Annotated in this window: 18 protein-coding genes and 3 pseudogenes; 6 read left to right on the top strand and 15 right to left on the bottom strand. The window is 69.2% G+C overall.

Going from position 1 to position 21,191, the window contains the following annotated elements; genetic code table 11:
- Positions 1-144 precede the first annotated feature (144 nt).
- The 3 genes from L7N97_RS14110 to L7N97_RS14100 all read left to right on the top strand — a co-directional run bounded on the left by L7N97_RS14110 (position 145) and on the right by L7N97_RS14100 (position 1,295).
- The gene (locus tag L7N97_RS14110) at positions 145-420 is read left to right on the top strand and encodes a DUF6894 family protein (RefSeq protein ID WP_237478985.1); all 276 of its coding nucleotides are present in this window, start codon (positions 145-147) and stop codon (positions 418-420) included.
- 130 nt (positions 421-550) lie between these two features.
- Positions 551-805, top strand: coding sequence for a DUF6894 family protein (locus L7N97_RS14105; RefSeq protein ID WP_237478984.1), 255 nt, complete (start codon positions 551-553; stop codon positions 803-805).
- Positions 806-1,055: 250 nt separating this feature from the next.
- Positions 1,056-1,295 (top strand): hypothetical protein, encoded by a 240-nt coding sequence (locus tag L7N97_RS14100; RefSeq protein ID WP_237478983.1) that lies wholly within the window; start codon positions 1,056-1,058, stop codon positions 1,293-1,295.
- A 167-nt stretch (positions 1,296-1,462) separates the two neighbouring features.
- Here the strand turns inward: L7N97_RS14100 and L7N97_RS14095 are convergent.
- The 12 genes and pseudogenes from L7N97_RS14095 to L7N97_RS14045 form a co-directional block, all read right to left on the bottom strand.
- A pseudogene (locus L7N97_RS14095) lies at positions 1,463-2,655 on the bottom strand (IS256 family transposase).
- A gap of 190 nt (positions 2,656-2,845) precedes the next feature.
- A complete protein-coding gene (locus L7N97_RS14090) occupies positions 2,846-4,615 on the bottom strand; it encodes an ABC transporter substrate-binding protein (protein WP_237478982.1) in 1,770 nt (589 codons plus the stop codon).
- Between the two features lie 91 nt (positions 4,616-4,706).
- Entirely contained in the window at positions 4,707-5,000 is a 294-nt protein-coding gene (locus tag L7N97_RS14085; RefSeq protein ID WP_237478981.1) for a DUF2160 domain-containing protein, read from the bottom strand.
- 11 nt (positions 5,001-5,011) lie between these two features.
- Complete coding sequence (locus tag L7N97_RS14080; protein ID WP_237482237.1) at positions 5,012-5,788, bottom strand: carbohydrate ABC transporter permease; 777 nt, start codon at positions 5,786-5,788, stop codon at positions 5,012-5,014.
- 86 nt (positions 5,789-5,874) lie between these two features.
- Entirely contained in the window at positions 5,875-6,765 is an 891-nt protein-coding gene (locus L7N97_RS14075) for a carbohydrate ABC transporter permease (protein ID WP_237478980.1), read from the bottom strand.
- Positions 6,765-7,868 (bottom strand): ABC transporter ATP-binding protein, encoded by a 1,104-nt coding sequence (locus L7N97_RS14070; protein WP_237478979.1) that lies wholly within the window; start codon positions 7,866-7,868, stop codon positions 6,765-6,767. The genes L7N97_RS14075 and L7N97_RS14070 overlap by 1 nt, the downstream gene beginning before the upstream one ends.
- Before the next feature lie 14 nt (positions 7,869-7,882).
- Complete coding sequence (locus L7N97_RS14065) at positions 7,883-8,959, bottom strand: ABC transporter ATP-binding protein (protein ID WP_237478978.1); 1,077 nt, start codon at positions 8,957-8,959, stop codon at positions 7,883-7,885.
- A gap of 188 nt (positions 8,960-9,147) precedes the next feature.
- A complete protein-coding gene (locus L7N97_RS14060) occupies positions 9,148-9,948 on the bottom strand; it encodes a DeoR/GlpR family DNA-binding transcription regulator (RefSeq protein WP_237478977.1) in 801 nt (266 codons plus the stop codon).
- Positions 9,945-10,580 carry a TIGR02466 family protein gene (locus L7N97_RS14055; RefSeq protein ID WP_237478976.1) on the bottom strand — a complete coding sequence of 212 codons (636 nt, stop codon included), beginning with the start codon at positions 10,578-10,580 and terminating at the stop codon, positions 9,945-9,947. The genes L7N97_RS14060 and L7N97_RS14055 overlap by 4 nt, the downstream gene beginning before the upstream one ends.
- A gap of 182 nt (positions 10,581-10,762) precedes the next feature.
- Positions 10,763-13,660, bottom strand: a complete 2,898-nt coding sequence (locus L7N97_RS14050; protein ID WP_237478975.1) for a response regulator — start codon at positions 13,658-13,660, stop codon at positions 10,763-10,765.
- A gap of 221 nt (positions 13,661-13,881) precedes the next feature.
- Positions 13,882-14,010: a hypothetical protein gene (locus tag L7N97_RS29765; RefSeq protein ID WP_255721666.1), complete on the bottom strand. Its 129-nt coding sequence runs from the start codon at positions 14,008-14,010 to the stop codon at positions 13,882-13,884.
- Positions 14,011-14,157: 147 nt separating this feature from the next.
- Entirely contained in the window at positions 14,158-14,526 is a 369-nt protein-coding gene (locus L7N97_RS14045) for a hypothetical protein (protein WP_237478974.1), read from the bottom strand.
- Positions 14,527-14,803: 277 nt separating this feature from the next.
- On the opposite strand from L7N97_RS14045, the gene rocF reads away from it, so the two are divergent.
- Together rocF and L7N97_RS14035 are read left to right on the top strand one after the other, a co-directional pair.
- Positions 14,804-15,733 carry an arginase gene (rocF, locus tag L7N97_RS14040; protein WP_237478973.1) on the top strand — a complete coding sequence of 310 codons (930 nt, stop codon included), beginning with the start codon at positions 14,804-14,806 and terminating at the stop codon, positions 15,731-15,733.
- A gap of 5 nt (positions 15,734-15,738) precedes the next feature.
- Positions 15,739-16,621 (top strand): annotated as a pseudogene (locus tag L7N97_RS14035) (ornithine cyclodeaminase); the annotation flags it as partial.
- A 4-nt stretch (positions 16,622-16,625) separates the two neighbouring features.
- On the opposite strand, the gene L7N97_RS14030 reads toward L7N97_RS14035, so the two are convergent.
- Entirely contained in the window at positions 16,626-17,690 is a 1,065-nt protein-coding gene (locus L7N97_RS14030) for an IS630 family transposase (RefSeq protein WP_237482112.1), read from the bottom strand.
- A 56-nt stretch (positions 17,691-17,746) separates the two neighbouring features.
- Between L7N97_RS14030 and L7N97_RS14025 the strand changes: the two are divergent.
- Positions 17,747-17,932, top strand: a pseudogene (locus L7N97_RS14025) (ornithine cyclodeaminase); the annotation flags it as partial.
- 353 nt (positions 17,933-18,285) lie between these two features.
- Here the strand turns inward: L7N97_RS14025 and L7N97_RS14020 are convergent.
- Entirely contained in the window at positions 18,286-19,284 is a 999-nt protein-coding gene (locus tag L7N97_RS14020) for a LacI family DNA-binding transcriptional regulator (protein ID WP_237478972.1), read from the bottom strand.
- A 931-nt stretch (positions 19,285-20,215) separates the two neighbouring features.
- Complete coding sequence (locus L7N97_RS14015; protein WP_237478971.1) at positions 20,216-20,926, bottom strand: Crp/Fnr family transcriptional regulator; 711 nt, start codon at positions 20,924-20,926, stop codon at positions 20,216-20,218.
- Positions 20,927-21,191: the final 265 nt, after the last annotated feature.

Below are 21,191 nucleotides of genomic sequence, written 5' to 3'. Positions count from 1 at the left end.
GGTCGCGTACCATCGGCGACCCTGTGTCAAATGAGAAGGACGGCACCCCCTTACGCCTGCCCATCTCAGCGCATCGCCAGCGGCTTTTCTCGGATTCTGGCGCCTGAGAGAGGATCGCGCTCTCCCGTCTCACGGAACAGCGCCATGCCTCTGTTTCACTTCCACCTCGTCGCGAGTGGCGAGCGCGAGCACGTCGGCACCCTGGACTTGCCCAGCCGCGGCAACGCGCTGCCAGCGGGCATCCGGCTCACAATGAGCATTCTCGCCGACCTCGCCTCGGCGGACGGCGCCGGGGACGGTCTCGTTATCCAGGCGACGGACAACGTCGGAGCCGTGGTCTACACCTTCGATGTCTCTCAGGAACCCGAGAGCGATGCACAGGCGAACAGCTATCTGCACCTGAAGGATGCGCGCTTTTGACCGCATCACCCATCACAGGTGAACGTCGGCCAGCTCAGACCCAGCTATCCATCCGACATCGTCGGATGATTGTCTCGGATGCCGACGACTGAGAGATGAGCGCGCTCCCCCGATCAATGGAGCTGCTGCCATGCCCCGCTACTTCTTCGACCGAAAGGATGGTGGATTCGATCCTGACGAGGACGGGACGGAGCTTCGCGATCTCAACGCGGCGCGGATCGAGGCCGTCAACTTCGCCGCGGGCACCATAAAGGACCGCCCAGACTATGTGTGGGACGGCAAGGAATTCAGCGTCGAGGTGTCCGATGCGAACAGGCTCCTTCTCTACACAGTGGTCGTGCTCGGCATCGACTCGCCGGCCGTGAAGGACCATCCCGCAACGTAGCCGAGAGATTCGCGCCGTTCCCAAGCGAAGCGTTTCAGGGACCGGCCGGAACATCCCTAGGTGACCTGCCGTCTTTCTGACGCGCCTGAGGGCGCACGTCCATATTGGACGCTTCCTCCCCTGACTTGGGCCGCTCGCAGCAAGGTGAGCGGCCCTTTTTATTTTTGCTTCCAGCAACACATGTTAGAGATCACATGGAAATATCTCTGCATCCCCGGACGACACACATCATAGGACAAGGGCATATGACATGATGCTCACGGTGTTGCAGGCCAACGTCTTGCAAAATCTGGACAGGATCGAGATGACGAGATCGGGAGGGAAATCCCGCTACTCGCTCGACGGCCGAGACTGCCGACCTCAGATCATCGGCCTCGCCGCTCAGGGTGCCGTCAAATGGGATGGCCACGGAAGGCCGGCGAGGGTAGCGACATCAGAGGACATCACCATCCGGCGACGGGTCGAGACGGAGTTGGGTGACCCCGGCTGACTCCCTGGTCCAAAGGTCAGGCGAGGCAGCTACAGAGCGCCGCGGGCGACCTGCGCTGTTCCGCCCCCGCTGGACGGCGGAGCGAGACCACGCGAAGCTTGGAAGGATCACGTCCGTCAAGATGGTGTAGTTTGGTCGGGTGTTCACCGCGGTCCCCTGACGGGCAATCAGGCTGCGATGTGGGTCAAGGCCGTCGGCTCGTCGGCGCGGCCGGCCATGGTTTCGAGCGTCATGTAGCGGTGCTGGAGCTGCCACTCATCGTTCTGTTCGAGCAGGACCGCACCGACCAGTCGCTTGATCGATTCCTCGTTGGGAAAGATGCCGACCACGTCGGCGCGCCGCTTCACCTCCTTGTTCAATCGTTCGATGGGGTTCGTGCTGTGTAGCTTCGGCCAGTGCTGTTTGGGAAAGCTCATGAAGGCGATCACGTCAGCTTCGGCCTCGTCCATCAACTCCGCCAGCTTGCGGATGCGGGGACGCAGCTGATCGGCGACTTGGCGCCAGGTCTTCGACGCCGCAGCCTGGTCAGCCTGCATGAACACCGTCCGGATCGCGGCAGCTACCATCTGATGCTGAGGCTTGGACACATGAGCCAACGCGTTCCTCATGAAATGAACTCGACACCTTTGCCACGTTGCTTGGAAGATCTGCGCGATGGCGGCCTTCAAGCCTTCGTGCGAGTCCGAGATGACCAGCTTGACACCCTTCAGGCCGCGCTTCTCCAACCCGCGCAGGAACCCGAGCCAGAACGTCGCTGCTTCCGACGGGCCGAGGCCGAGCCCCAAAATTTCCCTGCGCCCGTCGGTGTTCACCCCCGTGGCGATTATCGCCGCCACCGACACGATGCGCCCGTTCTCGCGCACCTTCAGATAGGTCGCGTCCAGCCACAGGTAGGTCCACTCGCCCTCGATCGGCCGCTCAAGGAAGGAGTTCACGCGGGCGTCGATGCCCTGCAAAGCTCCGACACCTGGCTCTTCGAGATCCCGCTCAGCCCCATGGCCTGAACGAGGTCGTCGACCTTGCGGGTCGACACGCCCTGGATCCAGGCCTCCTGGATCACCGCCACGAGCGCCTGCTCGGTCGTGCGGCGCGGCTCCAGGAAGCCGGGAAAGTACGAGCCCTTGCGCAGCTTCGGGATCTTGAGATCGAGCGTTCCCAGCCGCGTGTCGAAGGCGCGGTGGCGGTACCCGTTGCGCTGCGTGGTGCGCTCCTCGTTGCGCTCGTAGCGGCCGGCGCCGATCTGGCCCTCGACGTCAAAGGCCATCAGCCGTCCCAGGACCTCTTCGGCCAGCTCCTTCATGAAATCGCCTCCGCCGCGCTTCAGCAACGCGTCGAGAAGTGGCAGTGTGTCATCGGTCATCGTGCTCTCCGGTTCGTGTCGCTGGTCAGCAACCCGACCCTACCAGGGGGCACGGTGATCACCCAGGAGAGCGGCGGCCTCCGCTATGGGCGGAGCTCCGCCCGCCGCTCTCGACCCAAAATCTCCACCACTCGATCGGACGCTACCCTTGGAAGGGGCGACCGGGTGCGGCGCCCCCTCCTCCGCGGCGTCAGGCCTTCTTGGGCGGGGTCGAGGGCCAGGACTTGATCAGCGTGTCGTAGTCCACCGTCTCGCCCTGCGGCTTCTCGTTGGCCAGCTTGCGCTGCGGCGCGAGGTTGCCGTCCTTCTCGGCGCGGTCGTACCAGTATTCGGCCGTCATCTCCTTGTTCATCTTCGGGCCGAGCTTGCCCTGCACGCCGCTCTTCTCCAGGCGCGTCATGATGGCGTCCTGGTCGCGCGCGAGGCCGTCCATGGCGGCCTGCGGCGTCACCTGGCCCGAGATGGCGTTGGCGATGTTCTGCCACCACACCTGGCTCATCTTGGCATAGTCCGGCACGTTGACGCCCGTGGGGGTCCACTGCTTGCGGGCCGGCGAGCGATAGAACTCGACGAGGCCGCCGACCTTGGGCGCGAGCTCGGTCATGGCCGGGTGCCACACGTCCGACTCGCGGATGAGGTGGAGCGTGGTCAGCGCCTTCTTGAGCGACACGGTCTTCGAGGTCGTGAACTGCGCGTAGAGCCAGCCCGCCTTGATGTTGGGCATGGGGGCGTATTTCAGCATGGTCCAGCAGCCGACGTCCTGGTAGCCGAGCTTCATGCCATCCTTCCAATACGCCCCGTGCGGCGAGGGCGCCATGCGCCACTTCGGCGTGCCGTCCGGGTTCATCACGGCCTCGGCCTTGCGGGCCGAATCCGTGAAGGCCGAGTACCAGAAGATCTGCTGGGCGACGTGGCCCTGGCCGACCACCGGGCCGGATTCGAGGAAGTCCATGCCGGCCGCCTCCGGCGGGGCGTATTTCTTCAGCCAGTCGATGTACTTGGTCAGCGCGTAGACGGCCGCCGGCCCGTTGGCGTCGCCGCCGCGGGTGATGGACGAGCCCACCGGCAGGCCGTTCTCCAGGCGGATGCCCCATTCGTCGACGGGCTTGCCGTTCGGCAGGCCGCGGTCGCCGGCGCCCGCCATCGACAGCCAGGCGTCCGTGAAGCGCCAGCCGAGCGAGGGGTCCTTCTTGCCGTAGTCCATGTGGCCGTAGACCTTCTGGCCGTCGATCTCCTTCACGTCGTTGGTGAAGAAGTCGGCGATGTCCTCGTAGGCCGACCAATTGACGGGAACGCCGAGCTCGTAGCCGTACTTCGCCTTGAAGCGCTGCTTCAGCTCGGGGCGCTGGAACCAGTCGTAGCGGAACCAGTACAGGTTCGCGAACTGCTGGTCGGGCAGCTGGTACAGCTTGCCGTCCGTGAAGGTGCCGAAGGAGAGCCCCATGAAGTCGTTGAGGTCCAGCGTCGGGCTGGTCACGTCCTTGCCGTTGTTCGCCATGAAGTCGGTGAGCGAGCCGTCGACGATGTCGTTGTAGCGCGGATGCGTGCCGATGAAGTCGGAATCGTTCATCCAGAAATCGTAGATCGGCCGGCCCGACTGCATCTCGACGCCGATCTTGTCGACGAGGGCGCCCTCGTCCATGATGTCGTGCTTGACCTGGATGCCGGTGATCTCGGCGAAGGCCTTGGTCAGGACCTGAGATTCGTAGTCGTGGACCTTCAGCGACTCGGACACGCAGCTGAGGTTCATGCCCGCGTAGGGCTTGGCGGCGTTGATGAACCATTCGAGTTCCGCCATCTGCTCGTCCTTGGACAGGGTCGAGGGCTGGAACTCGGCGTCGACCCACTTCTTGGCGGCGTCGACCTTCTGGGCGTAGCTCGGGGTGGGCTTGATGACGCCGGCGGCGCCCGCGACGCCGAGCGCGGCGGCGCCCTTGATGACTTGGCGGCGATCGACCATGGGTTTCCTCCTTCTGCGGCCGGGTGCGGGATCGCCCCGTGTCTCGTTGGTCTTGGCGCCGCCCGCGTCGCGGGCCGGCGCGAACGCCCGTTCAGGCGAAGCGGAACAGCAGCGCCGCCGCGGCGACGGCCGCGAGGCCGGGCCAGGCGAAGTCCTCGCCGCCGAGGCGCACGAAGCCCACGAAGATGAAGGCGGACAGGAGCAGCGACACGAAGAAGCGGTCCCCCCGCGTCGTGGCGAAGCCGAGCACGCCCACGCGCGGCGTCTCGGGCCGCAGCACCGCCAGCGTGGTCAGCGCCGCCAGGCAGAGCGCGATGCCGGCGAAGAACAGCACCGTCTGCCAGGTCCAGGCCATCCAGGCGATGCGCTGGGCGACGTCGTCCATCACGGAACCCTTCAGACCCGCCCGAGGGCGAAGCCCTTGGCGATGTGGTTGCGCACGAACCAGATCACGACCGCGCCGGGGATCATGGTGAGCGTGCCGGCCGCGGCGAGCAGGCCCCAGTCGAGCCCCGCGGCCGAATAGGCGCGCGACATCATGCCGGCGATCGGCTTGGCGTTGACGGTGGTGAGGGTCGTGGCGAGGAGCTGCTCGACCCAGGAGAACATGAAGCAGAAGAAGGCCGCGACCCCGATGCCGTTGGCGATCAAGGGCAGGAAGATCTTGATGAAGAAGCGCGGGAACGAATAGCCGTCGATCGCGGCCGTCTCGTCGATCTCGCGCGGCACGCCGGAGATGAAGCCCTCCAAGATCCACACCGCGAGGGGCACGTTGAACAGGCAGTGCGCCAGCGCCACGGCCCAGATCGTGTCGAACAGCCCCGTCGCCGAATACAGGTTGAAGAACGGCAGCGCGTAGACGGCCGGCGGCGCCATCAGGTTCGACAGGAGCCAGAAGAACAGCGGCTTGTCGCCGACGAAACGGTAGCGGCTGAACGCGTAGGCGGCGGGCAGGGCCACCGCCACGGACAGCACGGTGTTGATCGTCACCATCAGCACCGAGTTGACGAAGGCCGCGTGCCAGTCGGGGTCGGTGAAGATCTTGGCGTAGTTCTCCAGCGTCGGGCGCTGCGGCCAGAGGCTCAGGCCCGACAGGATGTCCGGGTTGGTCTTGAAACTCGTGTTGATCAGCCAATAGACCGGCACGAGCAGGAACAGCATGTAGGCCGCCATGCCGAGGGTCCGCCCCGCCGGGCGGCGGGCGACCCGGACGCCGCGGGCCTGGCTCCCCGCGAGCGGGGCGGAGATCGCGGAGGAGCTCATGCGGCGTCCTTCGAATCCGCTTGGGTCGTGTAGGTGAAGAACACCCAGCAGACCGTCAGCGTGATCAGGTTGTAGACCAGCGAATAGGCGGCGGCGTTGCCGAGGTCGACCTGGCCCAGCGCCATCTTGACGAGGTCGACGGACAGGAAGCTGGTCGCCTCGCCGGGCCCGCCGCCCGTCACCGTGAAGGGCTCGGCGTAGATCATGAACGAGCCCATGAAGCGGAGCAGCATGGCGATGATCAGCACCTTGCGCAGCTTCGGCAGCTCGATGTTGCGGAACACGCTCCAGCGGCCCGCGCCGTCGATGCGGGCCGCCTGGTAATAGGCGTCCGGGATGGCTTTGAGGCCCGCGTAGCACAGCAGCGCCACCATCGAGGTCCAGTGCCACACGTCCATCAGCACGATGACGGCCCAGGCCGAGCCCGCGTTCTGCGTGACGTTGAAGGGCACGCCGGAGCGGTCGAGCGCCACGCCGAAGAGGCCGATGTCGGTGCGCGAGAAGAGCTGCCAGATGGTGCCGACGACGTTGTAGGGGATCAGCAGCGGCAGCGCGATGAAGACCAGCACGGCGCCGACCCGCCAGCCGGACTTCGGGATGCACAGCGCCACCGCGATGCCGAGCGGGACCTCGATCGCCAGCACGACGAAGGAGAACAGGAAGTTGCGCAGGAGCGCGCCCTGAAAGCGCGCGCCCACCGCCGTCGAGGGGTCGAGCAGGCCCTGGAACCAGCCGGGGCCGTTCCAGAAGAAGCTGTTCTGCCCCATCGAGTCCTGGAAGGCGTAGTTCACCACCGTCATCATCGGGACGAGGGAGGAGAACAGCACGAAGATCAGCACCGGCACGACGAAGAGCCAGGCGCGGTTGTCCCACACGCGTCCGTCCATCAGGCGGCCCTCCCCGCCTTCAGCGACCGGCCCTCGACGCGGCGCTCGTCGACGTAGACGTGGAGCTTCTCGGGATCGAGCCCGAGGCGCGCCGGGCCGGGCTCGACCGACATGCCGCGCGGCACGCTGGCCACGGCGGTCTGCCCGCCGCCGAGGGCGACGTGGGCCAGGAGCTTGCGGCCGAGGTCGTCGACCCGCGTCACCGTCACGGGCAGTCCCCCGCCCGCCACGAGGGTCGCGTAGTCGGGCCGGATGCCGAGCGTCACGGCCTGCCCGGGCTTCAGGGTCGGGTAGGCGGAGCCGAGCGGCAGCACGTGGCCGTCGACCCGCGCTTCCGCGCCCGACACCTCGGCGCGGAGCAGGTTCATGCCGGGCGAGCCGATGAAGTAGCCCACGAAGGTGTGCTCGGGCCGCTCGAACAGCTCGGCCGGCGTGCCGACCTGCACGGCGCGGCCCTCGTTCATCACCACGACGCGATCGGCGAAGGTCAGCGCCTCGACCTGGTCGTGGGTGACGTAGATCATCAGGAGGTCGAGCGCGCGGTGCACGGCCTTGAGCTTCGAGCGCAGCTCCCACTTCAGGGCCGGGTCGATCACGGTCAGGGGCTCGTCGAAGAGGACGGCCGAGACGTCCGGGCGCACGAGGCCGCGGCCGAGCGAGATCTTCTGCTTGGCGTCGGCCGTGAGGCCGCGGGCGCGGCGCTTCAGGTCCGCCGTCAGGTCCAGCATGGCCGCGACCTCGGCGACGCGCTTCTGGACCAGCGGCGTCGCGAGCCCCCGGTTGCGCAGCGGGAAGGCGAGGTTCTCGGCCACGCTCATCGTGTCGTAGATGACGGGGAACTGGAACACCTGCGCGATGTTGCGCTTCTCGGTCGGCAGGCGGGTGACGTCGCGCTCGTCGAAGAGCAGGCGCCCGTGGCTCGGGATCACCAGCCCCGAGATGATGTTGAGCAGGGTGGTCTTGCCGCAGCCGGAAGGGCCGAGCAGCGCGTAGGCGCGGCCGGCCTCCCACACGTGGTGGAGCGGCTTCAGGGCGAAGTCGGCGTCCGACTTCGGGTCCAGCCCGTAGGCGTGGCCGATGCCGTCGAGGGTGATCTGGGCCATGGCGCGGTCCCCGCTCAGGCCGGCACGGCGACGCGCGGCGCCGACGCCGGCGCGGCGGGCGCGCCGAGCCGCCGCCCGTCGGCCGCGAACGCGAAGGCGCGGGCGAGGTCGACCCGCGCCTCGACGCGCTGGCCGGGCTCGAAGCTGTGCACGCCATCGACGAGGCACACGAGCGTGCCGAGGCCGGCGTCGGTGGCGACGTGGACGAAGGATTCCGAGCCCGAGATCTCCGTCACCGCGACGGTGCCGGGGAAGCTGGCGCGGGCGCCCGGGCCGCCGGGCGCCGCCACGGCCGCGGCGTCGGCGCGGAACCCGACCGTGCTGGCGCCCGCCGGCAGCTCCTTCGCGGCCGCCACCGCGGAGGCGGGGAGCTCGTTCAGCGGCGGGTCGGAGAAGACGCGGGCGGCGGCCAGCGTGTCCGGCTCGCGGTAGACGCGCGCGGTCGGCCCGAACTGGGTGACGCGCCCCTCGCTCAGCGTGGCGGTGCGCCCCTTCAGCAGCAGCGCCTCGCTCGGCTCGGTGGTGGCGTAGACCAGGATGGCGCCGGTCTCGGCGAAGAGGCGCGGCAGCTCCTCGCGCAGTTCTTCGCGAAGCTTGTAGTCGAGGTTGGCGAGCGGCTCGTCGAGCAGCACGAGCCTCGCCTGCTTGACGAGGGCCCGCGCGAGGGCGGTGCGCTGCTGCTGGCCGCCGGACAGCTGCGCGGGCGTGCGCTTCAGCATGGGTTCGAGCCGCATCAGCTTGGCGGCGCGGGCGACGCGCGCCTCGATCTCGGCCTCGGCCAGGCCCTGCACACGCAGCGGGGACGCGATGTTCTCGTAGACGGTGAGCGTCGGGTAGTTGACGAACTGCTGGTACACCATGGCGACCGAGCGGTGCTTCACGCCGAGGCCGGTGACGTCGCGCCCGTCCTCGACGAGGCGGCCCGCCGTCGGGCGGTCGAGCCCGGCCATCAGGCGCATCAGCGTGGTCTTGCCCGACAGCGTCGGGCCGAGCAGCACGTTCATCGAGCCGGGCGCGAGGTCGAGCGACACGTCGTCGACGTAGACCTCCCCGCCGCGCTTGTAGCCGACCTTGTCGAGCACGAGGCTCACGGGCGATGCGCCCCGGCCACCATCCCGTGCGGGCTGTGCATGGTCGTCCTCCCGGCCCGGCGCCCTCGATGGGGCGCTCATTCGTCCGATGGAGGCGAGCCTATGTCGAAGGCGGAAGAACTGGCAAGCGAATAAAACGAAGGTCAGAACGAAAACAAAAGCGCGCTCATTCGATATTTAGCTTCTGCTCATTCGTCCTCGCTCTCTATTGGACCGCCGGCCTCCACCACTTCGACGCCGTGCGCGCGGCACAGCTCGGCCGTGGCGGGCGGCAGCCGGTCGGTGACCAGGATGTCGACGTCGTCGAGGTGGGCGACCCGCACGGGGGCCGAGCGGGCGAACTTGCTGGAATCCGCCACCAGCACCACGCGGCGCGCGTGCTCGATGATGGCGCGCTGCGCCTGCACCTCGCGGATGTCGAAGTCGAGCAGCGTGCCGTCGGCGTCGACCGCCGAGGTGCCGATCACCGCGAGGTCGACGCGGAACTGCGCGATCAGCGCTTCCGACTGCGCCCCCACGATGCCGCCGTCGCCGTGGCGCACGCTGCCGCCCGTGACCACCACCTCGATCGCGCTGTTGCGGTAGAGCTCGGCCGCGACCTGGAGGTTGTTGGTGATGACGAGGAGCCCCGCGTGGCCGCCGAGCGCGCGCGCCACCTCCTCGGTGGTGGTGCCGATGGTGAGGAACACGGAGGAATGATCCGGCACCAGCCGCGCCGCCGCTTCCCCGATCAGCCGCTTGTGCGGGCCGGCGATGAGCTTCCTCGCCTCGTAGGCGAGGTTGACGACGCCGGACGCCACCATGGCGCCGCCGTGCACCCGCACCACCATCTGGGCGTCGCTGAGGTCGTTGAGGTCGCGCCGGATGGTCTGCGGCGTGACCGTGAAATGCGCCGCGAGGTCCTCCACCGTGACGCGGCCCTTCTCGCGCAGCAGGCCGACGATCTCGACCTGGCGCCGCGTCGGCGCCCGCGGGGCGACGAGGCTCACTGGGGCAGCGACAGGTTGAAGGCCACCGAGATCCGGGTGCCGGTGCCGCGGTAGGGCCGCACCTGGTGGAGCAGCCAGGACGGGAACAGGATCAGGAGCCCCGGCTTCGGCCGGATCGTCTCGGCGCCGCCCGCGGAAGCGCCGTCGCCGGTGAACTTGAGCCCGGGGGCGTACATGCCGGGGCCGGGGCCGCGCGGGTCCAGCATCTCGAACTCGCCGCCGAGCGAGGGGTCGGCCGCGCAGCCGCCGTCGTCGACGTAGTAGGTGCCGGACCAGAAGGCGCCGCCGTGGTAGTGCGCCACGTTGGCGTGGCCGCTGGCGTTGACGTTGGCCCAGGCCGAGACGCGCCAGGCGGGGCGCACGGGGGCGCCGGCGCGGTCCGCCGTGAGCTGCGCCGCCATGCCGCGCGCGAGCTCGATCACCTCGGCGACGGCCGGGCCGCCCCAGGCGAGGATGTCCCGGTCGGAATGCCAGCCACCCGCGTTCGACGCCTGCACGGAGGGCGCCTCGGCCCGCCGCCGCAGGATGGCCTCGCCGAGCGCCGCGTTGATGCGCTCCGCCCCCGGCACCTCCAGCGCCGCCACGGGCGTGGCGAAGAGGCCCTGCACCGCGAGGTTCAGCCGCACCGCCATCCCGTCCTCCCCGCCCCGCCGACGGGGCAGCCTAGCCGATCGCGGGCGGGCGCGACACAGCGGAGGACAGCGCACCAGCGGCAGAACTCTTTCACTCCTCCCTCATCCTTGTTTACAAGGATAAGGGAGGTCAGCATTTTCTGCCAAACGTCGGACGATGATCGAAAGCCCCGGCCTTCCGTTCACCCCCTCCCCGCCCCCTCCGCCGCGGGCTCCGCGAGCCGGTGCAGGCGCTCCACCAGCGCGCGCAGGCTGATGTCGCCCTTGTTGAGGATCTGGCTCGCGCCGCGCAGGCGCCGCCGGTCCTCCGTGGACAGGTTGCGCGCCGTCAGCACCACCACGGGCACATCGGCGCAGCCCGGCAGCCTGCGCAGCCCGTCGAGGAAGTCGAAGCCGTCCATCGTGGGCATGTTGAGGTCGAGCAGCACCACGTCGGGGCGCCGCTCGGCCGCCCGCGCCAGGCCCTGGTGCCCGTCGCCCGCCTCCGTCACGGTCCAGCCGTCGTCCGCCAGCATGGAGCAGACGGCCGCCCGCGCGTCGTCGCTGTCCTCGACGACCAGGATCCCGCCCGACGCGCTGCGGAACCGCTCCATGACGTCGCGGAAGCGGTCCCAACGCACCGGCTTGATCATGTATTCGGCGGCCCCGAGCGAGGCCGCGAGGCTGCGCTGGTCGACCGAGGTCACCATCACCACGGGCGTCGAGGACAGGTCCGGGTCGGCCTTGAGCTCGGTGAGCACCGACCAGCCGTCGATGCCGGGCATCATCACGTCGAGCAGGATGGCGCGCGGCCGGAGCCTGCGGGCGATCTCCAGGCCGCGCCGCCCGTCGGACGCGACCTGCACGCGGAAGCCCTCGCGGTGGAGGAAGCGCGTCGTCAGCGCGCGCTGGTCGGCGTCGTCGTCGATCACCAGCACGAGGTCGCCGGCCCCGGCCTCCCCCCCTTCCCCGGACGCCGGCTCCGGATCGGGCGAGGCGGACTCCGGCTCGGCCGGCACGAAGATGGCGGGCAGCGCGAAGGTGAAGGTGCTCCCCTGCCCCTCGGCGCTGTCGACCCGCACCTCGCCGCCCAGCATGTCCGCGAAGGCGCGGGTGAGCGACAGGCCGAGCCCCGTGCCGCCGAAGCGGCGCGTGGTCGAGGCGTCGGCCTGGGTGAAGCGCTGGAACAGCTTGGCCAGCTGCTCGGCCGTCATGCCGATGCCGGTGTCCCGCACCGCGAAGGTCAGGCGGTCGGCCCCGCCCGGCCCCGGCCCGCGCGAGGCGGACAGCGTGACCGTGCCGCCTTCCGTGAACTTGGCGGCGTTGGACAGCAGGTTCAGCAGCACCTGCCGGAGCTTGGTCAGGTCGGTGTGGGCGCGGCCCAGGCCGGGCGCCATCTCCAGCACCAGCCGGTTGCTCTTCTTGCCGACGAGGCTTTCCACCGTGGCGGCGACCTCGCGCAGGGTCGGCTCGACCTCGAAGGCCTCGGCGTAGACATCCATCTTGCCGCTCTCGATCTTGCTGAGGTCGAGCACGTCGTTGATGAGGCCGAGGAGGTGCCGGGCGTTGTTCTCGACCTTGGCCATGTCGCCCGCGAGCTCGGCCCCGTCGCAGCCGTCGGCGATCTCCTCGGCCATCATCTCGCTGTAGCCGATGATGGCGGACAGCGGCGTGCGCAGCTCGTGGCTCATGTTGGCGATGAAGGTGGATTTGGCGACGTTGGCCTCCTCGGCCGCCGCCTTGGCGGCCGCCAGCGCCAGCTCGGCCCGCTTCTGGTCGTCGATGTCGGTGTTGGTGCCGATCCAGCGCACGACCTCGCCCGCGGGGTTGCGCTCGGGCAGCGCCCGCACGAGGTGCCAGCGGTCCTCGCCGTCGTGGCGGCGGATGCGGAACTCGGTCTCGTAGACGGTGCCGGCGGACAGCGCGGACGACCAGCGCTCCACGGCGCCGGGCGCGTCCTCGGGGTGGACCAGCGCGGTCCAGGCCTTCCCTTCGGCGATGAAGTCGCGCGTGCCGCAGTACTCGAGCGTCCGCTCGTTGGCCCAGTCGACGTCGCCGGCCGGCGTCGCGGTCCAGACCTGGTTGGGGATGGCCTCGGTGAGGGTGCGGAACCGGGCCGCGCTGTCGCGGGCCTCGTGCTCGGCGCGCACGCGCTGCACCGCGTCGCTGACCCGCGCCGCGACGGCCTCCACCAGCGCGACGTCCGCGGCCGACCAGCGGCGCGGCGCGGACTGGTTCATGAAAAGGGTCGCGGCGAGGCGGCCGGCCCGGATGATCGGCACCGACACGAAGGCCCGCGTGCCGATGGCGGCGAAGACCTCGGCGTCGAAGTCGGGGTCGAGCAGCACGTCCGGCACCACGGTGGTCCGGCCCCGGCGCTGCCGCGCCGCGTTGGCGCCCCCGAAGCTGCTGAGGCCGAAGCGGCCTTCCAGGACCGACACGCCGTCGGTGTAGCTCGACGCGAGCACCACGGTCTCGTCGTCGTCCTCGACCTCGGCGTAGCCGGCCCGGCTCGCGCCGAGGTGGCGGCCCAGCGCCCCCACGGCGGCGTCCATGAGGGATTCCGCGTCGTCGATGCCGCGCAGCGCGTCCTCCAGCTCCAGGCGGAAGGCCTGGCGCCGGTTCGCCATGACGACGTCGGTGGTCTCCGTGCAGGCGCAGAAGAAGCCGCGCACGGCGTCGCCCTCGTCGCGGACGGGCGTGTAGGAGAAGGCGAAATGCGCCTCCGGGTCCAGCCCCTCGCGGTCCATCATGAGCATGATGTCGTCCATGTGGGTGGACTCGCCCGCGAAGGCGCGCTCGACGAGCGGCACGAGGTCGGCACGGATCTCGTGCCACACGTCGAGGAAGTTGCGGCCGAGCGCGTCGCGTTCCTTGTGGCCGAGCACGGAGCGGTAGGCGTCGTTGAACAGCAGCGTCAGCCCCTCGCCCCAGACCGTGAACATGGGCTGTTTCGAGCCGAGCATGACGCCGACCAGCGTGCGCAGGGCGGCGGGCCAGGTGCCGGGCCGCCCGAGCGGCGTCGCGGACCAGTCGAGCGCCCGCATGCGCTCGCCCAGCGCGCCCCCGTCGTGGATGACGGCCTCGTGCGATCCTGCCATGCTCACCGTTCCCTCGGGCCGCCGCGCGGGGCGGCGCGGCCCGATCCCGCCGGCTCGGGCCGTGTCGAAGGTTATACCGCATCGGGACGGCCTGTCTCACCCGAGGCCGAGGCGCTTCCGGGCCGGGGGGAGATCCAGACGCGGTTCGATCCGGGTCACGCGGACAGCGGGCGAGGCACCGGCCGTCGGCGATCCCGAACGGCGCGAGGTCCGATCCCGCCTCAGTTCAGGAAGCAGCGCCGGCCGTAGGGTTCGGGGTGCGTGCCGGGCGGGCAGGGACGGGGGCCGACGCACCCGCCGACCGTCACGGAGGTCAGCAGCAGGGCGAGGATCGCGACGCGGAACTTCATCGATGGCTCGCGCAAAGGGCTGGAGATGGTCGGGACGGCGGAGCGTCGGGGGAACACCGGAACGGTAGACGCATCGCCGCATCCGGCGTCCCGGTCGCCCGCCGGCGCCGCGAGGGGGCGGCGTCGGCGGGGTAGGTGAGCGGGGCGTCAGGCCTTGCCGTGGCCGCCGGCGTGACCGCCCGAGTTGGCCGAGGTCGACGAGCGGCCCGCGCCGACGGTGCTGGTCGACGAATGGGTCTGGCCGTTGAAGCCCGTTACGGTCTTGGAGACGGTGAAGCCGTCCTGATGGTTGGGCGCGATCTTCTCGCTGACGGTGCGGACCTTGCCGTCGGTCTTGGTCTTCGTCACCTTGAGGTCGGTGACGTCCGTCTTCGTGTGGAAGTTCGTCTTGGCGACCACCACCGTGCCGTCGGCCTTGGTGAAGGTCCTCGTCTCCTTGATGTCCTTCGCGAAGGCGACGGGGACGGAGGCGAAGGTGGCGGCGACCAGGGCGGCGATCGTGACAGAGCGGATCATGGTTTCATCCATTGCGATGGGTTGCGACCGGTTCGGCGGGTAGCCCCGCCGTCTGGACGTGGGAATATTTCCCACAAAAAGGACCGAAACTCTGACCCAATGGGGGCGTTCCCGGTACGATTTCGGGTTTCCCAAGCCACGTTTCCCTGAACAGGCGTTCATGGGACGGCCGTCCGCCGACCCGGCCGTGCGGCACGGCGGGGGGCTGTCCGGGCTCTCCGTTCCCTTCCCCGTCCCGCCCCGCTACCCTGCCGCGGCGACCCGAGGAGCCGACCCGATGCACGAGGGACCCTGCGCGCTGATCGGCGCGCCCGTGGAGGCCGGCACGGGCCGGCGCGGCTGCGGCATGGGCCCGGCCGCCTACGCGGCGGCCGGGCTCGCGGAGGCGCTGACCGGGCTCGGCTTCGCGGTCGAGGACCGGGGCAGCGTCGCGCGCGGCCCCCTGCGGGACGTCCACCACCCCAACCGGGCGATCCGCAACCTCGCCGAGATCGCGGCCTGGACGGCGGCGCTCGACGAGGCGGCCTATGCGGCGAGCCGCGACAGCTTCCCGATCTTCCTCGGCGGCGACCACAGCCTGTCGGCCGGCACGATCGCCGGCATGAGCCGGAGAGCCGCGGCCGAAGGGCGCGAACTGTGGGTCGTGTGGCTCGACGCGCACCCGGACCTCCACACGCTCGACACGACGGAAAGCGGCAACCTGCACGGCACGCCCATGGCCTACCTCACGGGCCGCCCCGGCTTCGCACCCTCGATGCCGGGGCCGGCCGTGCCCGTGAGGCCCGAGCACGTCTGCATGATCGGGCTGCGCAGCGTCGACCCCGTCGAGCGCCGCGCGCTGGCGGAAGGCCCCATCGAGGTCCACGACATGCGCTCGATCGACGAGCGCGGCCTCGCGGCGCCGCTCGCGGGCTTCCTCGCGCGCGCCGCGGCGGCGAACGCCATGCTGCACGTCAGCCTCGACGTGGACTTCCTCGACCCCGGCATCGCGCCCGGCGTCGGCACCACGGTGCCGGGCGGCGCGACCTTCCGCGAGGCCCACCTCGCCATGGAGATGCTGCGCGACAGCGGCCTCGTGCGCAGCCTCGACCTCGTCGAGCTGAACCCCTTCCTCGACGAGCGCGGCCGCACCGCCATCCTGATGGTCGACCTCGCCGCGAGCCTCATGGGCCGGCGCATCCTGGACCGCCCGACCCGGAGCTCGTGAGGGCCATGACCGTGCTGAACCTCGTCCCCTTCGTCAGCGTCGACGACATGATGGGCCTCGTGCTCGACACCGGGGTGGAGCGCTTCCTCCACGGGCTGGCGGAGGCGATCGAGGAGGATTTCCGCCGCTGGGAGCGCTTCGACAAGGTGGCGCGGGTGGCGTCGCACAGCGCCGAGGGCGTGATCGAGCTGATGCCCGCCAGCGACGGCGCGCTCTACAGCTTCAAATACGTCAACGGCCACCCGCTGAACGGCCGCACGGGGCGCCAGACCGTGGCGGCCTTCGGCATGCTGGCCGACGTCGCGACGGGCTACCCGCTGCTGCTTTGCGAGATGACGATCCTCACGGCGCTGCGCACGGCCGCGACCTCGGCCGTGGCGGCGAAGCACCTCGCGCCGCGGGGCGCCCGCACCATGGCCTTGATCGGCAACGGCGCACAGTCGGAGTTCCAGGCCCTGGCCTTCAAGGCGCTGCTCGGCGTCGACCGGCTGCGCCTCTACGACGTCGACCCCGCGGCCACGCGCAAGTGCGCCGCCAACCTCGCGCATCTTGGCTTCACCATCCACGCGGCCGGGAGCGTCGAGGAGGCCGTGCAGGGCGCCGAGATCGTCACCACCGCCACGGCCGACAAGCGCCGCGCCACCGTGCTCGGCGACAACCACGTCGGCGCGGGCGTGCACGTCAACGCGGTGGGGGGCGACTGCCCCGGCAAGACCGAGGTCGGCGCGGGCGTGCTGCGGCGCGCCGACATCTTCGTGGAATATCCGCCACAGACGCGGGTCGAGGGCGAGATCCAGCAGCTCCCGCCGGACCACCCGGTGACGGAGCTGTGGCGCGTGGTGGCCGGCGAGGCCCCGGGCCGGCGCGACGCGCGGCAGGTCACGCTATACATCTACGACGCGACGACCCGAGAATCCTTTGGGTCTCGGATGCGGAAGTTATCGGTGATTCGGGATGAGAAGCGACTGAAGTGCTTCGGGACCGTTTCCTTGAGGAATGTCAGGATCGCCTCCGCGAAGTCCTTGAATGTGGCATAGTACCGGTTGTGGGTGACGTTCTGGTGCATCACGCCCCAGAGCCGCTCGATCGGGTTGAGGTGAGGGCAGTAACTCGGGATGAAGTGAAGCACGATGCGCCGTCCCGGTTGCCTCATCCAATCCTGAACAGCACGGGCATGATGATAGCGGGCGTTGTCCAGATAGACATGGATCCGACGCATCGTCGTGTAGGCGTTCTCGATGGAGGTCAGAAGCTCGATCGTGCTTTGCGCATCGACCGAAAGCACTTCCTTCATCCGCGTCGCGCCGGTCTCCAGGTCGATCACACCATGGATGTTCATGCGATCACGGCCCGACGCCGCAGGAACCGCGACGTCGGCGCCACGCGGCATCCACACGCCCGCCGGTCGCGTCTGATGGGTCGGGTGAACGGCATCGCCGTAGACGATCGCTTCGTCGGCCCCAAGGCCGTTGCGGAGCCGCTCATGCTGCTCGATGAACGCTTCCTGCGCCGCAAGGTCGAGATGCGAGGGCACAAGGTCAGGCTTGCGCCAGACAAAATCCAGCGCCGCCATCAGCTTGATCAAACCGGATCGCGTGTACGACATGCCATACGTCGTCCGGATGTGATGACCGATCGCGCGTGTCGACGCCGGAAGCGCCTCCGTGGCCCAGGCTTTCAGGGCCGTGAGCTGCTCCACCGTCAAGGCGCGGTGCCCGCCCGCCAAGTCGAAGCGCGCCAGAGCCGGTACGCCGCCCTCGCGATAAACCTTGAACCAGCTCCGGATCGTGTCGTCGTCCAGGAGGAGAGCCTCCGAAACCTGCTCGCAACTCCAGCCCTTGTCCAACAAAAGGATCGCGTTGGCGCGCCGGGCGACCCGATGCTCCTCAAGCCCATCCCGCGCGATGCCCGTCAGCCGCGCACGATCGTCCTTGCTCAGGAAATGGCGCTTGATCATCGACACAAAACCGAATCGAAAGCGACCCCGCCGTCAACCCCGCATCCTCACGGAATCGGGCTATATTCGACTCCGTGGGCTTCGCGATCGAGGATTTCTCGGCCCTGCGCTACGTGCGGGAGCGCATCGCCGGCACGGGCTTCGGCCGCGACCTCGACCTCCTGGCCGACCCCGACGAGCCGCGCGACCTGTTCGGCATGTTGCTCCGCGCCGAGGCCAAGCGGTCCTCCGCCGGCCGCTGAAGCTTGCCCCAGCCTGACCGCCAACGACGAAAGAGCCCCGGAGGGCTTGAGATTTTTGCAGTGCGGTATATTCTTCGATTCGCACCGTTCGCGGTGCATGCCCTTCTTGGGCGTTTCCTCCCTAGACTCAGGCCGCTTTCCGCGAGGGGAGCGGTCTTTTTTCGTCTCGGCGGTGGTTTTTTGCATGACGGCTGGATGAACGCAAGGCAGCCATGCCGCTTTGTTGCATGAGTTCGAGCTGAAATTCTGAGCAGCGCAGCCGATCCCAACCTGAGCGTGCCGAATTCAGATAAAACTCACCTCAGGCGAGAGTCCCCGATCCTCCTCGTCGCCCCGCGCGGTCGCGGCCGGGCTCAGCTCCGCCCGCCCGATCCGCGCCGGATCAGCGTCGGGGCGAGGCGGTGGAGGGCGGGCGGGCCCGCGGTCTTGCCGATCCGCGCCCGCAGCAGCAGCGCCGCGCGCCGCCCGATCTCGTCGCAGGGCTGCGCCATGGCGGTCAGGCTCGGCTCGAAGGAGTCGCTCCACTCGAAGTCGTCGAAGCCGACGAGCGCGATGTCGCGCGGCACGGCGAGGCCGGCGCCGCGCAGCGCCGCGAGGATGCCCACGGTCGCGAGGTTGTTGGCGCCGATGAAGCCCGTCGGCGGCTCCGGCAGGGCCAGCATGCGGGCCGTCGCGTCCCGCGCGGTCGCGACCTCGACGTGGCCCACGGAGGACAGGCCGGGATCGGGGGCGAGGCCGCGGCGGCGCAGCGCTGCGGCGTAGCCCTCGACGCGCTCCCGCGTGGTCGTGAAGCCCTCCTGCCCGGCCACGAGGCCGATGCGCCGGTGGCCATGGACGGCGAGTTCGTCGACCAGCGTCCCGATCGCGGAAGCGTTCTCGACGCCGATGCCGTCGAAGCCCGCCTCCGGCAGCCGGTCGACCAGCACGGCGGGGATCGCGTTGTCGCGCAGGTAGGCGAGGGCCGCGGCGTCCGGGCCGGCGCTGGGCGTGAGGATGATGCCGTCGACGCGGCGGCGGTGGAGTTCTTCTACGGCGCGCAGTTCCTCGTCCGGGTCGTCCCGCGTGTTGGCCAGCAGCACCATCATGCCGAGCTTGGCGCATTCGCCCTCGACCGCGTTGGCGATGTCGCCGAAGTAGCGGTTGCGGCTCGTCGAGATCGCCAGGCCCACCGTGTTGGTGACCGAGCGGGCCAGGGCGCGGGCCAGGACGTTCGGCGTGTAGCCGACGGCCGCCACGGCCTCCTCGACGGCGCGGGTGGTTTCCGGGCTGACGACGCGCGTGCGGTTGAGGACGTGCGAGACCGTGGATGTCGCCACCCCGGCGCGCCGGGCCACGTCCGCGATCGTCGCCACTCGTGGCCCTCCCGTGACCGCGCGAGGCGGCGCGGTCGTGCTCGCTTTGGATGTAGACGCGAGAAGGCGGCTTGTCACGGGAGCGTCGCTGTCGGCGGCGTGAGATACAGTGGCGTCGGGCGAGCGGTTTCTTCGGGCCGCAGGCGCGGTCGGCGGGACTCCTCCGGGGGCGCAGCAGGAGAGGCTCGGTCGCCCGTCGATCGACAGCGACGCTGTCGTCGCGAGTGCGACGTCATCGCGTGTAAGCGCGCGCCGCTCGGTCCGGTATCGCACCCAGAGGCATCCACCTGTCCTGGTCTTGTTTTTGGGTTGTGAGATCAATCCGGAGATGCGTTGATGTCGACCGTCCGGCCCGACACGCGTGAGCGGAGGTCGAAACCGTCGGCTCATCCGGGCCTCCAGCCCCGTCATGCTCCGATACTGTCTCCAAACACGCGACGCGAAAGGATTTTACGAGGGAGAGCTCGGCGACGACTTCGCCACCATCGGCAACGCGCGAGACCAAGTCCCCATCTGCTTCCGGATATCGCCCGTTGCGAGCCGCCGGACGGCGAACTGCACACCGTCGCCTGCGACGTGCGAGATGAGACGGGCCTGGTCGTGCACCGGGGGACGGTCACCTGCGAGGGAGCGCGTTTTTGACCTCGGGCAGCGGCGACCGGGACATCAAAGACACGAGCAGATCGCTCCTCGGGAATGCAGAACGATTTCGGTGGCCCTGCGACGGCCACCCCAAGCGATGAGTGACCTGATGGAGAGCATCGAATATATCGTCGGCGGGCTCGCAGTGCTGCTCACGGCCGTCCTGGCGCTGATCGCATTCGGCCCTGAGTGACGTCGATCGCGGAAGGCCCCGACCCGCTGCATCCATGCCCTCCAGCGGGCGAGGCGCCATGGCTCGTGTGGCTGGGTGCATGACCTGCCCATCTGCCTACAGCCGTGTCATCACGCGAGCGTATTCGGCTTCTGCGACCTGGTAGGCGCTCCCGGCGATGTGGATGAGCCTTTCGCGGTTGCGGACCACGATGCGCCCCCGGACCGCCCGGATCGCTCCCACGCCTTCCAGAACATGGGTGGCGACCGTCACGCCGGGCCGTCTCACACCGAGCATCGCCGACAGAAAGCCGTGGGTCATGGCGAGATCGTCGCCGTCCGTCCTGTCCTGGGTCATCAGAACCCAGCGCGCCAGCCGCGCCTCGATCGTGAACGTCGCGTTGGCATAGGCGGTTTGCGCCAACTGGATCATCAGCGTGTGTGCGAACAGGCCGAGCGGGCGAAAGATCGAGGGGCGGCTCGCCAGAGCCGCGCTGAGATCCGACGTCGCGATCCGCAGGGCGGCTCCTTCCGCCTGGACTTGCGAGGTGTAAGGGGCGCTGTCCGCGCCGAGGATGGCGGGGAGCCCGACGACGCCCTCGCGCCCGATGATGCCGACCTCGATCCGCCCCGCATCGGTGTGAGCGACCGTGGTGACGATGCCGCTCTCCAAAAAATGGACGTGTTCGATGGGCTGATGGGCCCTGATGATGGGCGTCTGGGCCGGCAGCGAGACGCGTTCCAGCTTCGGCACGAGATGGTTGTAGTCGTCCGCCGTCAGCATCGATAGGAGGCGATTGCGAACTGACGCGGACTGGGAAAACGGCATCGGTCTCCGCCCGAGAGGAGGGCGAAAATAGGATAAACCACCGGCGGTTAAGAGGCGGCATGGACTGAGCTGCAATGGCTCATCCGTCCGCTACCGTACCTTTCGGGCTCGCGGCGTCCCGAATACGGCGACAGGGCTTTGCGCTCTGCGATGTCGACGAGGTGCCGCATCGACAGCGCATCCGTTTCTGGCACAGCAGGAGAGCTCTCGCACGTTCATCCGGCTCACACCGGCACGGATCGAGGCTCCACCCCTTAATACTCGG

Origin of the sequence: Lichenibacterium dinghuense, assembly GCF_021730615.1 — a bacterium.
GTDB lineage: Bacteria > Pseudomonadota > Alphaproteobacteria > Rhizobiales > Beijerinckiaceae > Lichenihabitans > Lichenihabitans dinghuensis.
This window is presented reverse-complemented; position numbering and strand designations above follow the sequence as displayed.

Excerpts from the sequence above, each read along its gene's own strand:
- L7N97_RS14110 (WP_237478985.1), top strand. The coding sequence starts at position 145 with ATGCCTCTGTTTCACTTCCACCTCGTCGCGAGTGGCGAGCGCGAGCAC.
- L7N97_RS14105 (WP_237478984.1), top strand. The coding sequence starts at position 551 with ATGCCCCGCTACTTCTTCGACCGAAAGGATGGTGGATTCGATCCTGAC.
- L7N97_RS14100 (WP_237478983.1), top strand. The coding sequence starts at position 1,056 with ATGATGCTCACGGTGTTGCAGGCCAACGTCTTGCAAAATCTGGACAGG.
- L7N97_RS14090 (WP_237478982.1), bottom strand. The coding sequence starts at position 4,615 with ATGGTCGATCGCCGCCAAGTCATCAAGGGCGCCGCCGCGCTCGGCGTC.
- L7N97_RS14085 (WP_237478981.1), bottom strand. The coding sequence starts at position 5,000 with ATGGACGACGTCGCCCAGCGCATCGCCTGGATGGCCTGGACCTGGCAG.
- L7N97_RS14080 (WP_237482237.1), bottom strand. The coding sequence starts at position 5,788 with ATGGCGGCCTACATGCTGTTCCTGCTCGTGCCGGTCTATTGGCTGATC.
- L7N97_RS14075 (WP_237478980.1), bottom strand. The coding sequence starts at position 6,765 with ATGGACGGACGCGTGTGGGACAACCGCGCCTGGCTCTTCGTCGTGCCG.
- L7N97_RS14070 (WP_237478979.1), bottom strand. The coding sequence starts at position 7,868 with ATGGCCCAGATCACCCTCGACGGCATCGGCCACGCCTACGGGCTGGAC.
- L7N97_RS14055 (WP_237478976.1), bottom strand. The coding sequence starts at position 10,580 with ATGGCGGTGCGGCTGAACCTCGCGGTGCAGGGCCTCTTCGCCACGCCC.
- L7N97_RS14050 (WP_237478975.1), bottom strand. The coding sequence starts at position 13,660 with ATGGCAGGATCGCACGAGGCCGTCATCCACGACGGGGGCGCGCTGGGC.
- L7N97_RS29765 (WP_255721666.1), bottom strand. The coding sequence starts at position 14,010 with ATGAAGTTCCGCGTCGCGATCCTCGCCCTGCTGCTGACCTCCGTGACG.
- L7N97_RS14045 (WP_237478974.1), bottom strand. The coding sequence starts at position 14,526 with ATGATCCGCTCTGTCACGATCGCCGCCCTGGTCGCCGCCACCTTCGCC.
- rocF (WP_237478973.1), top strand. The coding sequence starts at position 14,804 with ATGCACGAGGGACCCTGCGCGCTGATCGGCGCGCCCGTGGAGGCCGGC.
- L7N97_RS14030 (WP_237482112.1), bottom strand. The coding sequence starts at position 17,690 with ATGATCAAGCGCCATTTCCTGAGCAAGGACGATCGTGCGCGGCTGACG.
- L7N97_RS14015 (WP_237478971.1), bottom strand. The coding sequence starts at position 20,926 with ATGCCGTTTTCCCAGTCCGCGTCAGTTCGCAATCGCCTCCTATCGATG.